This window comes from Pelagimonas phthalicica (assembly GCF_004364805.1).
GTDB classification, from domain to species: Bacteria; Pseudomonadota; Alphaproteobacteria; order Rhodobacterales; family Rhodobacteraceae; genus Pelagimonas; species Pelagimonas phthalicica.
In genome coordinates this window covers 124,343-138,962 of sequence record NZ_SOAP01000003.1, presented here as the reverse complement: position 1 = coordinate 138,962, position 14,620 = coordinate 124,343, and the positions used below count along the sequence as shown (strand labels likewise).

Sequence of the window (14,620 nt, the reverse complement as noted above, 5' to 3'; positions counted from 1 at the left end):
CCAAATCCGCTAGGCCTGCCGCGAGAAAGAGGCAGGCAAATGAAACCGATCAAACTGATTGCTGGCGTGATGACCGTCGGGTTCTGGACATTGATGAGCCGGATCCTGGGCTTTGCGCGCGAGATCCTGATCCTTGGCCTGATTGGGCCTGGTCCGGTGATGGATGCCTTTGTCGCGGCCTTTCGCCTGCCCAATATGTTTCGCCGTTTCTTTGCCGAGGGTGCGTTTAACGCCGCCTTTGTGCCGATGTTTTCCAAGAAATACGAGGGCGACGAAGATCACCTAAAGTTTGCGCGCGACGCCATGAGCGGATTGGCCTTTGTGCTGATCATCCTCACGGCGCTTGCCATGATCTTTATGCCTGCGCTGGTCTATGCCACGGCCGAAGGACTGGCAGGTGACGAACGTTTTGATCTGGCCGTCGGCTATGGCCGGGTTGTCTTTCCTTACATCTTCTTCATTTCCTTAGCCGCTTTGCTATCCGGCGTTTTGAACTCAATCGGGCGCTTTGCAGCTGCCGCCGCGGCCCCGGTTTTTCTGAATATCCTGTCGATTCTGGCGATGGTGGCCGCCTATGTCCTGGGGCAAGAGGCCATTATCTGGTTGATCTGGACAGTTCCGGTTGCAGGTGTCGTGCAATTGGCCATTGTCTGGGTCGCAGCAGATCGCGCCGGGATCAGGTTGATCCCCGGCCGCCCGCGCTGGACCCCTGATATGAAGCTGATGATCGTGACAGCGGTGCCTGCGGCCCTGGCGGGCGGCGTCATGCAGATCAACCTGCTGGTTGGGCAATGGGTCGCCTCTGATTTCGACAAGGCCATCAGTTGGCTTTATTCGGCTGATCGGCTTTATCAACTGCCCTTGGGGGTCGTCGGGATCGCGGTCGGCATCGTATTGCTGCCTGATCTGTCCCGCCGCCTGAAGGCGCAAGATGATGCGGGCGGACGCGAGGCGTTTTCACGCGCCGGGGAGTTGTCGCTGGCCCTGACAATTCCATCTGCGGTTGCCTTGGTCGTCATTCCTCTGCCGCTGGTCTCGGTTCTGTTTGAACGCGGCCTCACCAGCCGCGAGGACAGCGAAGCCATCGCGGTGGCCGTTGCAATCTATGGATTGGGACTGCCGAGTTTCGTGTTGCAAAAAGTGCTGCAACCGCTGTTCTTCGCCCGCCACGACACCAAAAGCCCGTTCCGCTACGCGGCTTGGGCCATGGTGATCAATGCGGTCTTGGCCTTTGGCCTCGCCCCAATCATCGGCTGGATCGCCCCCGCTATTGCAACCACTGTGGCGGGCTGGGTGATGGTCGCCATGCTGGCCCTGGGCGCGCGTGGCATGGGTGAGGTGGCAAAGTTTGATCCGCGGTTCTACGCCCGCATTTGGCGGATCTGTTTGGCTGCCTTCATTATGGGGGGCGCACTTTGGGCCGGGTTTCTGGTGCTCACGCCTTGGCTCTTTGCCGATTACATTCGTTACGCCGCCCTCTTGACGCTGATCGCTGTCGGAGCGATCAGCTATGGGATTGCCGGGCAGATGCTTGGCGCGTTCAGCATGGCTGAGCTCAAGGGGATCGTGCGGCGGCGCAAATAATCAATCGCGCCGGATCGCCCGCAGGATACGGGCCATGCTGCCGGGAACCAGAAACACAGTCAGGCCAAAGCCAGCCACAAAGCCGCAAAGTTCAGCCACCCAGGTTTGATCACTGCCAAACAGCAGACCAAAGAACAGCTGAATGGCCAACAACGCTCCAATCAGGCGAAAGGCGCGAATACGCGGTTCGTTTTGCGCGTCCAGATCCACCCAAGAGAAAAAGGTAAAGCCTCCGATCAGCCCATAGGCGGGCACCATCGCCCCGATCAACAATTGCGGATCGTCAAGGATAACCGCAAACCCCAGCGCGCCCAAAGCGGCGCTGCCAAAATAGATCACCAAAAACCGCCATGGCCCAAGGGCTTCGGCAACGATCTTGCCCAGGGCCAACAGAAAGACGATGGCAAAAAGCCCGTGTGTGAAACTCGCGTGGATAAACATGTACGACACAAAGCGTATCAAATGTTCGGCAGGCCATTGGCTGGTCTCGACCATCCAATCCAACACCCGACTTGAAAAGCCGAACCTTTCCCAGGCCTCAATCCGCCAACCCACCGCGTCGCGCCCGCCGACCAGCCCACGCTGCGCAAGGTTAAAGGCCAGCTCGATCCCCGCCATGACGAGAAACAGCGCCACCACCACGGGCGGCATCGGGTTCACCGGGCTTTCGTTCTGGGGATGGCTCATATCTGCTCTTTCTTGACGATGCTCTGCCCCATGGGTAAGCCACGAGGCATCAAACTTCCAGACGGAGATATCGTTATGACAGAGGGCGTCCAAACCCCATCTGCCTTTACCCCTCGCATCTTTTCGGGGATCAAACCCTCGGGCGGGCTGACGCTGGGCAATTACCTTGGTGCTATCCAGAAATTCGTGGCCGCCCAAGAGGCTGGCACCGAAAGCATTTTCTGCGTGGTTGATCTGCACGCGATCACCGTCTGGCAAGACCCCGAAGATCTGCGCAATGCCACGCGCGAAGTCGCCGCCGGTTATATCGCCAGCGGCATTGATCCGACCAAATCCATCCTGTTCAACCAAAGCCAGGTGCATGAACATGCTGAACTGGCCTGGATCTTTAACTGTGTTGCGCGCGTCGGATGGATGAACCGCATGACGCAGTTCAAAGAAAAGGCGGGCAAGAACGCGGAAAAGCAATCTTTGGGCCTGTATGCCTATCCCTCGCTGATGGCGGCGGACATTCTGTTGTATCACGCGACCCATGTTCCGGTGGGCGAGGATCAGAAACAGCATGTTGAGCTGACCCGCGATATCGCGGCCAAGTTCAACCATGACTACAAGGTCGATTTCTTTCCCATCACCGAACCGGTGATCGAAGGGCCAGCCGTGCGGGTGATGAACCTGCGCGACGGGTCCAAGAAGATGTCCAAGTCAGGTGAAAGCGATATGGAACGCATCAACATGCTTGATGATGCAGACAAAATCGCCAAGAAGTTCAAAAAGGCCAAAACCGACCCAGAGCCTTTGCCAGACACCATGGACGGCCTCGCGGATCGTCCTGAGGCGCGCAATCTGGTCAATATTTATGCCTCTCTCAGCGGTCAAAGCTCGGACGCAGTGATCGCGGAATATGCCGGAGCCGGTTGGGGTAAATTCAAACCTGCCCTCGCCGATTTAGCCGTGGACAAGCTCGCCCCGATTTCCGAAGAAATGCGCCGGTTGATGGATGATCCCAGCGAGATCGACAAGATCCTGGCCCATGGCGCGGAACAAGCGCGCGCTATCGCTGCACCCATCCTCAAACGCACTTACGAAATCGTCGGAATGGTGCGTTAAACTAATCGGTCGGCCGCTTAGGTCGACCGTTCTTTTTTGGTGAGTTATGATCGCTCTATTCTACCGCCCGTGGCGGCAAAAAGAGATCGGCTTGATTGCGCTGGCGTGGACCCTCCTTTTGACACTGAGCCATGGGTTGGTACCGCCGGAGTCAGTTTGGATTGTTGCCGGGCTTTTTTCTGCGTCGATGAACCTGATTTACACCCGGCAAGCCTTTGCCAAAGGACAAGACCTAAGGCTGGAAACGGGCATTGCTGTCACTTTGATCCTTTGCGCGACGATAGGTGCCTTTCTATCTCCGCCAATGGTGATTTTCTCGGTTCTGGCTCACGCAGCTTGGGACCTAGCCAAACATGCAGGTGTCGGGGTGGCATTCTTTCGATGGTACACGTTGGGCTGTGCAACAATCGATCTGATCTGGGGAGGCCTGTTGTGGGCCTATTGGGCAGGCATCACGATTTAGGTGCAGCCTTGGGTTTTCGGTCGGATTTCGTTTTCTCGGCCCAGTCCAAGTAACGATCAACAAGCACATGCTCACAGGTCTTGAACACCATCCAGCACAGCATGGAAATGGCCCCGAGGGCGAAGAGCTCAACGACCTGATACAGGGCCCCGTGTTCAATCGCGGTAAAGCCATACTCCCGCAGGAATTCCCAATTGGCCATGGCCTGTGATACCAAATTGGCGGTCACAAAAGCAAAGATCACCGCCATCACCCCGGCAAGTAATAGAACCAGCGCCGAGTGCCAGCGTTTGAGGTTGATAAGCGACATAAGGCTCTCTCCTTGCCACAAACCTAGCAACCCGCTGGTTTAAGGACAAGAAAACCTATTCCTCCGGTCGCAACGCCGTTTGGCAACGTGCGAACAGACGCAAGGCGTGGCTTTTATCCTGCGCAACCGCCGGCATGAGCGGATCATAGGCGGCGCTTAGAACCGCGCCGATCTCGGGATGCAGCACCACCTGACCATTTTCCAGTTTGGCCAAAGGGGATCGATTGGCAAAAGCCGCCTCGGACCACAGCAGAAAGACCTGCGCGACCTGCGACAGGGCCAGATCCTCAGCCGGTTGCTCGGCCAGCGCCTTGTCCATACGCAGAAACACGAATGACGCCTGAATGGAGCCGCCTTTGTCAAAGCGGAACACACGGTACTGATTGGCACCCGAAGCCTTGAGCCGCCCCACCAGATCATCCAGCCCGTCGATCAAGCGCCCCAGATCCGGAACGCCCAACAACTCGTCCCAGTCGCGGAAAAAGAACATCATCACGTTCGAGCCAAGCTCCGGGTCTGTCTCGGCCATCTTATGGCCGGTCAACACGCAAAGCGCCTCAAATGCGCCTTTGACGATGCTTAACGTCTCGTCCTGCACTCCGAACACAATCGGCACGATCGGGCGCCCCCAGCGGGCAAACAGGTAATTGCCGTCAGCGCGGGTAAAGAGCTGTTCGATCTCTTGCGGGGTCATGGGCTGTCTTTCTGTGCGAGGCTGCAATTTGGCTGGCGTTTTGGCCTGACACGCCCGCGGGATCAAGACCGGGGCGTGAGGTGCCTGGCCTATTTCCCGAACAAATCCGTCTGCCCCGGCGTTTTCGGCACAGCCATGCCCAGATGTGTCCAAGCCTTTTGCGCCAACATCCGCCCACGCGGTGTGCGTTGGATCAAGCCCTGTTGCAAGAGATAGGGTTCGACCACCTCCTCCAAAGCATCGCGGCTTTCGCTCAGCGCTGCCGACAGGGTTTCGATACCCACCGGGCCACCCGCGTAGTTCTCGGCGATCAGTTTGAGGTAACGGCGGTCCGCCCCATCAAGCCCCAGCGCATCCACCCCCAAACGGGTCAGAGAGCGATCTGCCAGCTCTTGCGTGACGATCCCGCCACCCTCGACAACGGCAAAATCCACAACACGACGCAGCAACCGGCCGGCAATCCGTGGCGTACCGCGGGCGCGGCGCGCAATTTCCAAGGCACCGTCACCCCTGATTTCCACGCCCAGTTTGCGAGCATTGCCCGCAACAATGGTTTCCAATTCGTGGATTTCGTAAAAATTCAAACGGGTTGGAATGCCAAAGCGGTCGCGCAATGGCGTGGTCAAAAGCCCCAATCGGGTCGTCGCCCCAACCAGCGTAAAGGGTTGCAATTCGATCCGCACCGTGCGTGCTGCCGGGCCTTCTCCGATCACCAGATCCAGCTCAAAATCCTCCATCGCCGGATAGAGCACCTCTTCGACGGCGGCATTCATGCGGTGGATTTCGTCGATGAACAGCACGTCGTTGCGTTCCAGGTTGGTCAGGATCGCCGCCAAATCACCCGCCTTGGCCAGCACGGGGCCAGAGGTCATACGAAACCCCACCCCAAGTTCGCGCGCCATGATCTGCGCCAGCGTGGTTTTCCCTAGGCCGGGAGGGCCGTGAAACAGGGTGTGATCCATGGCTTCGCCGCGTTCGCGGGCCGATTGGATAAAGACACGCAGATTGGCCCGCGCTTCGGCCTGCCCGATGAAATCATCCAGCATTTGCGGCCGCAAGGCGCGGTCGCGGTCTTCGGGCATGGGATCGGGGCGCAGCGTCGGGTCAGGGTCGTTCATGATGTCTCCCTACCCTGCTCAGCCCGCCGGGGCGAGCAGTTTTAGCGCGGCGCGGATAAGGGTAGGCGTATCGGCCTCCGGGGTCTCGCCGGCGGCCTGTGCCACCGCTGCGGCGGCCTCGCTTGGCGCGTAACCCAGATTGCCCAATGCCGAGAGCGCTTCGGATTGCGCCGAGGCGTTTGACGGTTTGGCAGCGGGTTTGCGTTTGGCAGGCGTTGCGGGTGTTTCGATCACATCCTCCACAACGTCGTCCGCCAATGTGGGTTCAGACTGCCCCATGGCCATGACCGCCGGAGCCTTGTCTTTCAGCTCGATCACCACGCGCTGCGCTGTCTTGGGGCCAACCCCTTTGGCTACCTTGATCGAATTCCAATCCTCCAGCGCAATGGCACGGCTCACGCCTTCGGCCCCAAGCGCACCAAGGATGGCCAAGGATGCCTTGGCCCCAATGCCCTGAACACCCATCAACAGGCGGAACCATTCCTTTTCCACCAGTGTTGGAAAGCCAAAGAGCTGCATCAGATCTTCGCGCACCAGCAATTCGGTATAAAGCGCTGCCACCTCGCCCGGACCAGGAAGCTGAGCCATGACGCGGTCGGTGCAATAGACCATATAGCCGACGCCACGCACATCGATCAGCACGTGATCCATGGCTTTGTATTCGATCCGCCCCGCGATCCGTCCGATCATGCCCGCACCTTCATTCTGTTATGGCTTTGATGATGAGCATGACAGATGGCGATGGCCAGCGCATCCGCCGCGTCCGGCCCGGCAAGCTGCACACCGGGCAGCTGCATTTTGACCATATGCGCGATCTGGTTCTTATCCGCATGGCCCACGCCAACAACCGTTTTCTTGACGCTGTTGGGGGCGTATTCACCGATCTCAAGGCCGAATTGCGCTGGCACAAGCAAAGCGATGCCGCGCGCCTGCCCCAGTTTCAGTGTGCCCACCGCATCTTTGTTCACAAAAGTTTTTTCGACTGCGGCGATATCGGGCGAGAATCGCTGCAACACCTCGGTCAGCTGTTCATGAAGAGACAAGAGCCTGGTCGCCAATTCTGTCCCGACCGAATGGCAAATCCCATTTCCAACATGCCTGAGTCGGCTTCCATCGACCTCAATCACCCCCCAACCGAGGTTTCTGAGGCCTGGATCAATCCCCAATACCCGCATCGCTGCCCGCTTTTGTTGCTTTTTGGCACATATAGCACGAAACGAGAACAAACGCCAAGGTTAATGACGCCTGTCGCGTTTGCGACACGCACTGGTCTTTAGGCGACCCATTGGTTTGTTTTCGTCACCTTTGCAGTCTGAAAACGACATATCTCAACACGGAATTTTACCTTTTGTTACGGAGCGTTAACCAGTTTTTCTGCTATGCAGCAATTGCATATGACCCATGCAATAAATGCCCCTTGTTTGGGCGTCTCGCCCAAATTAAGTGCAGTTTTGAGATTTAGAAAAGCAAACCTCACCAAACTTCAAGGAGACTAGACATGGCCGCAATCGACCAAACCCGCCCATACGTAGCCGCTGGCTCCGCCGCTGGCTTCGGATCCCTCTTCGCCACTTTTGCAGGCGTTTTCACCTCTTGGATGCAAGCACGCGAAACGCGCAAAGCACTGTCCGGCCTGTCCGATCGTGAACTGGACGATATCGGACTGAGCCGCGCCGACATCGACGCGATCACTGGCCGTTACTAAGACGGGACAGATAGGTCAAAACCTCACTCCCGTTTTGACCAAGATGAAAGCCGCGCCTCTGGATCAGAGCGCGGCTTAATTCTTTTCAAAACCTTAGTTGTGAAATGTCACCCGGCAAAGGGTGACAGAACTTCGGCGATTTTGGCTGTGATGGGGTCGATCTGCATCAAAAAGGCACCGATCTTTTCCGAGGTGGTCCCGGCCGCCAGAGCATCGACATGCCCTTGGTATACTTCGGTCCCCAACCAATAGAGAACAAAGCTCTTGAAGGCGAACAAGGCAACAAGGGCAATCACAAGCAACCGCAATGCGTAGTTGCCGGATTTGCTGTCCGGGGTTTGTACAAACACCCCATCCTTGCGCAATTTCGTGACATAGCCCTTGGCCATGCGGGTGTGTTTACGGCGTACCGCCTTCTGGCGGTTATCAAATGATTGAAGCGTGTCTTCCATGGCAGCCTCTAATGGTCCGGCCCCCACCGGATGTACCAATAGGTAGCCAAGAATTACGGCCAAAGTGAGGCAATTGTGGCGAATTTTCCCTAAATATGACGGGAATTATTCCGATTTGCGCAACGTTAGTGTCACCCACTCGCCGATTGTGTCACGACGAACAAGGTTAACGCCATTGGCTTCATAAACTTCGATCACTTCATCCGCCTGCCGCACCAGAATGCCCGACAGGATCGCATAACCGCCAGGCTGCAGGCTGCGTGCCATGTCTGGGGAAAGATCGATCAAGGGTTGTTTGAGGATATTGGCAAAGACCAGATCGAACGGCGCGCGTTCCGCCAGTTTGGTGTGACCAAATCCCGCCGCTTCGACGCAGATAACTTTGCCGTTCAACCCGTTAGCTGTAACATTGGCCTCGGCAACTTCGACAGCGACCTCGTCGATATCCGACACGATCACCGGGTTCGGCCAGATCCGCGCCGCGCCCATGCCCAGCACAGCCGTGCCACAGCCAATATCGGCCACGTTTTCACCGACAAACCCGTCATTGGCCAAGCGATCCAGCGCCTCAAGGCATCCTTGCGTGGTGCCGTGATGACCGGTGCCAAAGGCCATGGCGGCCTCGATCAGCAGCGGTTCAGAGCCCTCCGGGATCTTGTCTGCGTCATGGCTGCCATAGACAAAGAAGCGACCGGCGACGACCGGGGTCAGTTCGCGGCGCACCTTGTCGACCCAATCGGTGTCCGGCACTTCGGACACAACAAACGGATCGGCACCATAGGCTGCGGCCAGCAGGGCCAGCTCAACGTCATTGGGTTCCTCCAGGAAATAGCCGCCCACTTCCCAGGTCTCGCTGCCATCTTCGATCTCAAAGACGCCAATGCCCGTGGGTTCCGGCTCCATCTCTTCCAAGGCAAGGCCCAGCGCTTCAGCGGCGTCTTTGGCGGGCAATTTGGTAAAGGCGGTAAAGGTGGGCATGGTTGTCTCCGGTAAGGCTTGGCCGTTCGCATACACCAAGCCCATGGCTTGCGCCAGTTGTCACCTTTCGAAAGCCGTTATTCCGCTGGTGCAGGCAGCCCGCGCGCAAAAATCGTCTCATTGCCAGGCTCAGGGTGACGCGGGATCATCAACGCGAGCGCCAGACTGGTCGCTGCCATGCCCGCCGCCAAGGCAAACACCGCGCCCGGCGACACCATCCAGAGGTATCCCAGCAGAGCAGGCAGAACCACAGCGGCGATATGGTTGATGGTAAAGGCAACAGCCGCGGTGGGCGCAATGTCTTCTGGGGCTGAGATCTTTTGGAAATATGTCTTGAGCGCAAGCGCCAGCGAAAAGAACAAGTGATCCAGCACATAAAGCGCCGCCGCCAGCACGACGCCCCAGCCAAACCAGTAAATCCCGCCATAAGCCAGGAACACCAGGACCAGACCAATATACTCAAAGATCAAAGTGCGGCGTTCGCCAAAATAAGACACCGCATGTCCGAAAACCGGGGCGAGCGCCATATTGGCCAAAAGATTGATCAGATAGAGCCCGGTGACCTCATGCACGTCGAAGCCGAACCGTTCGACCATCATGAAACCAGCAAAGACAACAAAGATCTGCCGACGCGCGCCAGACATGAATTGCAGCGCGTAATACAGCCAATACCGGCGACGCAGAATGAACTTTTTCAACTGCGGATTGGGGCTTTCGAATTGCGGCATGGCCAGCACGCAATAGGCGACAATCACCAGGGTAAGCCCGCCAGACGCCATGAAAACCGTATTATAAGACAGGTTGAGGCTTTCCCAGGTCAACACGATCAACACATAGGCCACCAGAGTCGCCGCCGAACCGGCCGCAATCAACCACCCCAATACCTTGGGTGCGCGGTCTTTAGGGAGCCATTGCAGCTGCAGGCTTTGGTTCACGGTTTCATAGTAGTGAAAGCCGATCGAACTCAGCAGGGTGATAAACATGATACCGCCCAGAGTCGGAAACCAAGCCGTGACTGCGGTGGCGACTCCAAGCAGAGCGAGCGACAGCATCGCCAAGACCTGTTCCCGCACCACCATGATCACCAAGATCACGCCAACCGCCAAAAAGCCGGGGATTTCACGGACGGTGTGCAGCCAACCGATATCCGAGCCGTCAAATTGCGCCACTTCGATCACAAAATTGTTCAACAAGGCCAGCCAAGTCGAAAACGACAGGGGCATGGCGATGGCCATCAGGAACAAAAGCGTCACAGGACGACGCCAGAACGGAAGGGAATTGGCTTGGGATAAAGGCACTGTTTTCATGACATCGCCTTTACGCCTCAAAACATGTTTTGGCGAGTCCGCTATTGGTGCGCAGATGCACGATCTTGGTTCGGCACTCCGCAACAACACATTTCGATAAATGCATGCGTCTGACATATGTCAAGGCGCGCCCTGCTCACCTGCATGATGGTGCTGCGCAAGTTGGCACAGGAGCAGCGCATGGATCTCGTCCCCCTTGTTGAAAGAATCGGTGAAAGCCCGACCGCCGCTCTGTTTGGATTGATCACTGGGTTGATCTTTGGCGTGGCAGCACAGCGGTCTCGGTTCTGTTTACGCGCGGCGACGGTCGAATTTGCCCGTGGCCACATGCAAGACAAAGTCGCTGTTTGGTTGCTGACCTTTTCCACGGCGGTGGTCTGGGTTCAAGGCGCGCAACTTCTTGGGTTTCTGGACACAAGCGAGGCGCGCATGATGGCCGTTCCTGGCAGTTGGTCTGGCGCGATCATTGGCGGGTTGCTTTTTGGGGCGGGCATGGTTCTGGCGCGCGGCTGTTCCGGTCGTTTGCTGGTGCTGGCCGCGACGGGGAATATGCGCTCAATCGTGTCCGGACTGATCTTTGCCGTTGTCGCACAAATGAGCCTGACGGGATGGCTGGCCCCTGTGCGCGATTTTCTCGCCCGGCTGTGGGTCACATCGGGGGGCCGCAATATGGACCTGCTGGCGGCAGTGCATCTGCCCAAAGAGGCCGGCCTGATGATTGGCCTTTTGATTGCGCTGCTAGCCTTGGAATTGTCACGCCGCAACCGGATCGGGTTTTCGCGGCTGGTCTTTGCCTCTGGCGTCGGTTTTGCCGCCGCTTTGGGCTATGGTCTGACCTTTGCGCTGTCGCAGGTGGCTTTTGATCCGGTTCAGATCGAGAGCCTTACCTTTACCGGCCCCTCGGCCAACACCTTGATGTTCTTGCTTGATCGCAATTCGATCCTGGAATTCGACATCGGCCTCGTTCCCGGCGTGGTGATCGGGTCCTTTGTCTCGGCCATTCTGGCGCGGGAATTTCAGTTTCAGGCCTTTGAAGGGGCAAGCCCGATGCGTCGCGCGATGATCGGGGCGGTGATGATGGGTTTCGGCGGAATGCTGGCCGGAGGCTGCGCCATTGGCGCGGGTGTCAGCGGCGGCTCGATCTTTGCCGGAACCGCCTGGTTGGCACTATTCGCCATGTGGATCGGCGGCATGACCATGGACACGCTCCTGGGAGGTGAGCGCCAAGCGGTCGCAGCCTAGAACAAAGAACTAGAATGCGAGGGACGAGTAGCGTGGGTTTGGCAAAACAGCGCCGCTTGCGACAGGAGCGGGAGGCACGCCCCCGCTCCTGTTGATGTTCAGCCTTACTGGCGAATGCGCCAACCGGTTTTGAAGATCCACCAGATCGCACCAAGACAGAGCGCCGTGAAACCGCCAATCGCCAGCAGGCTGGTCACAATCGGCACATCAGCCACCCCAAAGAACGACCAGCGGAAGCCTGAGATCAAATAGACCACCGGGTTGAATTTGGTGATGATCTGCCAAACCGGCGGCAACATGGCGATGGAATAGAACGCGCCTCCGAGGAACACCAAAGGTGTCACCACCAGCAACGGGATCAACTGCAACTGTTCAAAGTTCTTGGCCCAAATGCCGATAATGAACCCGAACAGCGAGAAACTGATACAGGTCAGGACCAAAAACAGGATCATCGCCAGCGGATGTGCAATGCTCAGATCCACAAACAGGGCTGAGGTGGCCAGAATGACAACGCCGATAAACAACGCCTTGGTCGCCGCTGCGCCGACATAGCCCAGAACGATCTCGAGAAAGTTCACAGGGGCCGAGAGCAGCTCAAAAATCGTGCCGATAAATTTGGGAAAGTAGATCCCGAAGGAGGCGTTGGACAAGGCCTGTGTCATAACAGACAACATGATCAAACCAGGCACGATGAATGCACCATAGCTTACCCCCTCGACCTCGGCGATGCGTGATCCAATGGCGGTTCCGAAGACCACGAAATACAGCGAAGTCGATAGGACCGGTGAGATAAAGCTTTGCGCCAAGGTGCGAAAGAAACGCGCCATTTCAAAGCGATAGATCGAGACGACAGCCTGCCAATTCATGCCACCTGCTCCTCTTCTGTCTTGTCCTGCCCATGGACAAGGCCCACGAAAATATCCTCGAGCGAGCTTTGTGTCGTGTTCACATCGCAGACTTTCAGCCCGGCCTCGGGCATGGCAGCCATCAAGCGGCCAATCCCGGTGCGATCCGCCTTGGCGTCAAAAGTATAGATGAGCGTTTGCCCATCTTCGGACAGCTTCAAATCGTAGGAGGACAAGCTTTCGGGCACGCTATCCAAGGCATCGGTCAGCTCCACATGCAGTTCCTTTTGGCCCATCCGCGCCATCAGCGCCTCTTTTTCCTCGACCAACAGGATTTCTCCGCCATTAATCACACCGATCCGGTCGGCAATTTCCTCGGCCTCTTCGATGTAATGGGTGGTCAGGATGATGGTTACGCCATCGCGCTTCAGCTCCTCAACGGTTTCCCACATATCGCGGCGCAGCTCGACATCGACCCCTGCCGTTGGTTCATCCAGAAACAACACGCGAGGTTCGTGGCTCAGCGCCTTGGCAATCAACACGCGACGCTTCATGCCGCCGGACAGTTCCATCACCCGTGAATCGCGTTTTTCCCACAGCGACAGCTTGCGCAAAACCTGTTCGACAAAGGCATCGTCACGCGGCTTGCCAAACAGCCCACGCGAAAACCGCACCGTGTTCAGAACCTTTTCAAAGGGTTCCAGGTTGATCTCTTGGGGAACAAGGCCGATTAGATTGCGCGCTTGCCGATAGTCATCCACGACGTCATGCCCTCCCACCTCGATGCGGCCGCTGCTGGGCAAAGTGATCCCACAAATTGTTGAAATCAAAGTGGTCTTGCCCGCGCCATTCGGGCCCAACAGAGCCAGGATTTCCCCCTCTTCAATATCCAGAGAGACCCCTTTCAGGGCTTCGAAACCGCCTTCATACACTTTCCGCAGATCGCGGATATTCACCATAGCCATCATCGGTCCCCCGTTTGCGCTCGCGTCAACCTACCCGCGTCAGGCACAAAGGCAATTGTTCAATCCTGCACATGACCCATGCGGTTATTTAGCGACCCCTGCTGTCGTAAACTGGCCGGAAGTCACTCCGGAACGGCATTAGGTCATTGGCATGACTTCCGAAAATCTTGATCACCCTGCCAAGGGGATATTGTTTATACTTATTGGTGTTGTCGCAATTTCGGTGAACGACCTTTTGGTCAAAATGCTGTCTGATGGCTATCCATTGCATCAAACCATCTGGGTGCGGTCCTTTGTTGGCTTGCTGTTCACCATGGTGTTTTTGCAGTTCGAAGGCGGGTTTCAGGCTCTGCGCACCGCGACACCGGGTATACATCTGCTGCGCGGCATGTTGATCGTCCTGGCGAATATGACGTTTTATGCCGCCGTGGCTGTCATGCCGCTGGGACAAGCCACGGCGCTTTTCTTTGTCGCGCCCCTATGCATCACGCTGCTCTCGATCCCAATCCTCGGCGAAAAGGTGGGCCCGCTGCGTTTGGCGGCCGTCGTGGTCGGTTTTCTGGGTGTCGTGGTCATTCAACAACCGTGGAGCACTGAAATCTCGGTGTCTCGCTTTGTGCTGTTCCTGCCGGTCATCGCGGCATTTTTCTATGCGTTTACCCAAGTCTTGACCCGCAAACTGGGCGTATCCGCCCCGGCCTCTGCCCTGGCATGTTATATCCAAAGCACGTTTTTGCTGGTCTCCACCGGGTTCTTTTTGGTCGCCGGAGACGGACGATTTGCGCAAGGCGTGGAGAATGAAAGCGTCATTTTCCTGCTACGCGCCTGGAGTTGGCCGCCCATGGCGGACGTCCCGGTTTTCATCGGTTTGGGCCTGTGTTCCGGGTTGATCGGATACTGCCTAAGCGCGGCTTACAAATCGGCCAATGCCGCAACCATTGCGCCGTTTGAATATGTCGGATTGCCCTTGGCGATCTTCTGGGGCTGGGCCGTTTTCGGGGAATGGCCTGATATGGCGATGTGGATCGGCTGCGGGCTGATCATTGGGGCTGGCCTGTTCGTTTTCTTGCGCGAACAGATCAAAAACCGCCCCCTGCCCGGTCGCCGGGCGCGGTGGGGGCGGCGTTAATAGCCTAGGTCGCATCAAGCACCCAAATTCCGTC

General features: G+C 57.2%; 17 protein-coding genes. 6 read left to right on the top strand and 11 right to left on the bottom strand.

Features of this window, described 5'->3' with window-relative positions:
* Window positions 1-39 precede the first annotated feature (39 nt).
* Complete coding sequence (gene murJ, locus CLV87_RS18805) at window positions 40-1,584, top strand: murein biosynthesis integral membrane protein MurJ (RefSeq protein ID WP_099248632.1); 1,545 nt, start codon at window positions 40-42, stop codon at window positions 1,582-1,584.
* Here murJ and CLV87_RS18800 read toward each other — a convergent pair whose 3' ends face one another.
* On the bottom strand, window positions 1,585-2,271 hold the full coding sequence (locus CLV87_RS18800; RefSeq protein ID WP_099248630.1) for a rhomboid family intramembrane serine protease: 687 nt from the start codon (window positions 2,269-2,271) through the stop codon (window positions 1,585-1,587).
* Window positions 2,272-2,346: 75 nt separating this feature from the next.
* On the opposite strand from CLV87_RS18800, the gene trpS reads away from it, so the two are divergent.
* The gene (gene trpS / locus CLV87_RS18795) at window positions 2,347-3,378 is read left to right on the top strand and encodes a tryptophan--tRNA ligase (protein WP_099248628.1); all 1,032 of its coding nucleotides are present in this window, start codon (window positions 2,347-2,349) and stop codon (window positions 3,376-3,378) included.
* Window positions 3,379-3,424: 46 nt separating this feature from the next.
* Window positions 3,425-3,841, top strand: a complete 417-nt coding sequence (locus tag CLV87_RS18790; protein ID WP_099248626.1) for a hypothetical protein — start codon at window positions 3,425-3,427, stop codon at window positions 3,839-3,841.
* On the opposite strand, the gene CLV87_RS18785 is transcribed toward CLV87_RS18790, so the two are convergent.
* From CLV87_RS18785 to ruvC, 5 genes are all read right to left on the bottom strand, one after another.
* Window positions 3,831-4,151: a hypothetical protein gene (locus CLV87_RS18785; RefSeq protein WP_099248624.1), complete on the bottom strand. Its 321-nt coding sequence runs from the start codon at window positions 4,149-4,151 to the stop codon at window positions 3,831-3,833. The two genes, CLV87_RS18790 and CLV87_RS18785, sit on opposite strands and share 11 nt — an antisense overlap.
* Before the next feature lie 55 nt (window positions 4,152-4,206).
* Entirely contained in the window at window positions 4,207-4,845 is a 639-nt protein-coding gene (locus CLV87_RS18780) for a hypothetical protein (RefSeq protein ID WP_099248622.1), read from the bottom strand.
* Between the two features lie 89 nt (window positions 4,846-4,934).
* On the bottom strand, window positions 4,935-5,963 hold the full coding sequence (gene ruvB, locus CLV87_RS18775) for a Holliday junction branch migration DNA helicase RuvB (RefSeq protein ID WP_099248620.1): 1,029 nt from the start codon (window positions 5,961-5,963) through the stop codon (window positions 4,935-4,937).
* 18 nt (window positions 5,964-5,981) lie between these two features.
* The gene (gene ruvA / locus CLV87_RS18770) at window positions 5,982-6,653 is read right to left on the bottom strand and encodes a Holliday junction branch migration protein RuvA (RefSeq protein ID WP_099248618.1); all 672 of its coding nucleotides are present in this window, start codon (window positions 6,651-6,653) and stop codon (window positions 5,982-5,984) included.
* Window positions 6,650-7,138, bottom strand: a complete 489-nt coding sequence (ruvC, locus tag CLV87_RS18765; RefSeq protein ID WP_099248616.1) for a crossover junction endodeoxyribonuclease RuvC — start codon at window positions 7,136-7,138, stop codon at window positions 6,650-6,652. Before ruvC ends, ruvA begins: the two co-directional genes overlap by 4 nt.
* Before the next feature lie 323 nt (window positions 7,139-7,461).
* Here ruvC and CLV87_RS18760 point away from each other — a divergent pair, with 323 nt between their 5' ends.
* A complete protein-coding gene (locus CLV87_RS18760; protein WP_099248614.1) occupies window positions 7,462-7,668 on the top strand; it encodes a DUF1127 domain-containing protein in 207 nt (68 codons plus the stop codon).
* A gap of 107 nt (window positions 7,669-7,775) precedes the next feature.
* Here the strand turns inward: CLV87_RS18760 and CLV87_RS18755 are convergent, their stop codons facing one another.
* From CLV87_RS18755 to CLV87_RS18745, 3 genes are all read right to left on the bottom strand, one after another.
* On the bottom strand, window positions 7,776-8,120 hold the full coding sequence (locus CLV87_RS18755) for a hypothetical protein (protein ID WP_099248612.1): 345 nt from the start codon (window positions 8,118-8,120) through the stop codon (window positions 7,776-7,778).
* A gap of 105 nt (window positions 8,121-8,225) precedes the next feature.
* Window positions 8,226-9,098 carry a 50S ribosomal protein L11 methyltransferase gene (locus tag CLV87_RS18750; RefSeq protein WP_099249336.1) on the bottom strand — a complete coding sequence of 291 codons (873 nt, stop codon included), beginning with the start codon at window positions 9,096-9,098 and terminating at the stop codon, window positions 8,226-8,228.
* A 77-nt stretch (window positions 9,099-9,175) separates the two neighbouring features.
* Window positions 9,176-10,405, bottom strand: coding sequence for an MFS transporter (locus CLV87_RS18745; RefSeq protein ID WP_099248610.1), 1,230 nt, complete (start codon window positions 10,403-10,405; stop codon window positions 9,176-9,178).
* A gap of 180 nt (window positions 10,406-10,585) precedes the next feature.
* Between CLV87_RS18745 and CLV87_RS18740 the strand changes: the two genes are divergently transcribed.
* Window positions 10,586-11,647, top strand: a complete 1,062-nt coding sequence (locus CLV87_RS18740) for a YeeE/YedE family protein (RefSeq protein ID WP_099249334.1) — start codon at window positions 10,586-10,588, stop codon at window positions 11,645-11,647.
* A 104-nt stretch (window positions 11,648-11,751) separates the two neighbouring features.
* Here the strand turns inward: CLV87_RS18740 and CLV87_RS18735 are convergent, their stop codons facing one another.
* Window positions 11,752-12,513, bottom strand: a complete 762-nt coding sequence (locus tag CLV87_RS18735; RefSeq protein ID WP_099248608.1) for an ABC transporter permease — start codon at window positions 12,511-12,513, stop codon at window positions 11,752-11,754.
* Window positions 12,510-13,460, bottom strand: coding sequence for an ABC transporter ATP-binding protein (locus tag CLV87_RS18730; protein ID WP_099248606.1), 951 nt, complete (start codon window positions 13,458-13,460; stop codon window positions 12,510-12,512). The genes CLV87_RS18735 and CLV87_RS18730 overlap by 4 nt, the downstream gene beginning before the upstream one ends.
* Window positions 13,461-13,608: 148 nt before the next feature.
* Between CLV87_RS18730 and CLV87_RS18725 the strand changes: the two genes are divergently transcribed.
* Window positions 13,609-14,586 (top strand): DMT family transporter, encoded by a 978-nt coding sequence (locus tag CLV87_RS18725; RefSeq protein WP_099248604.1) that lies wholly within the window; start codon window positions 13,609-13,611, stop codon window positions 14,584-14,586.
* The last annotated feature ends 34 nt before the right edge of the window (window positions 14,587-14,620 follow it).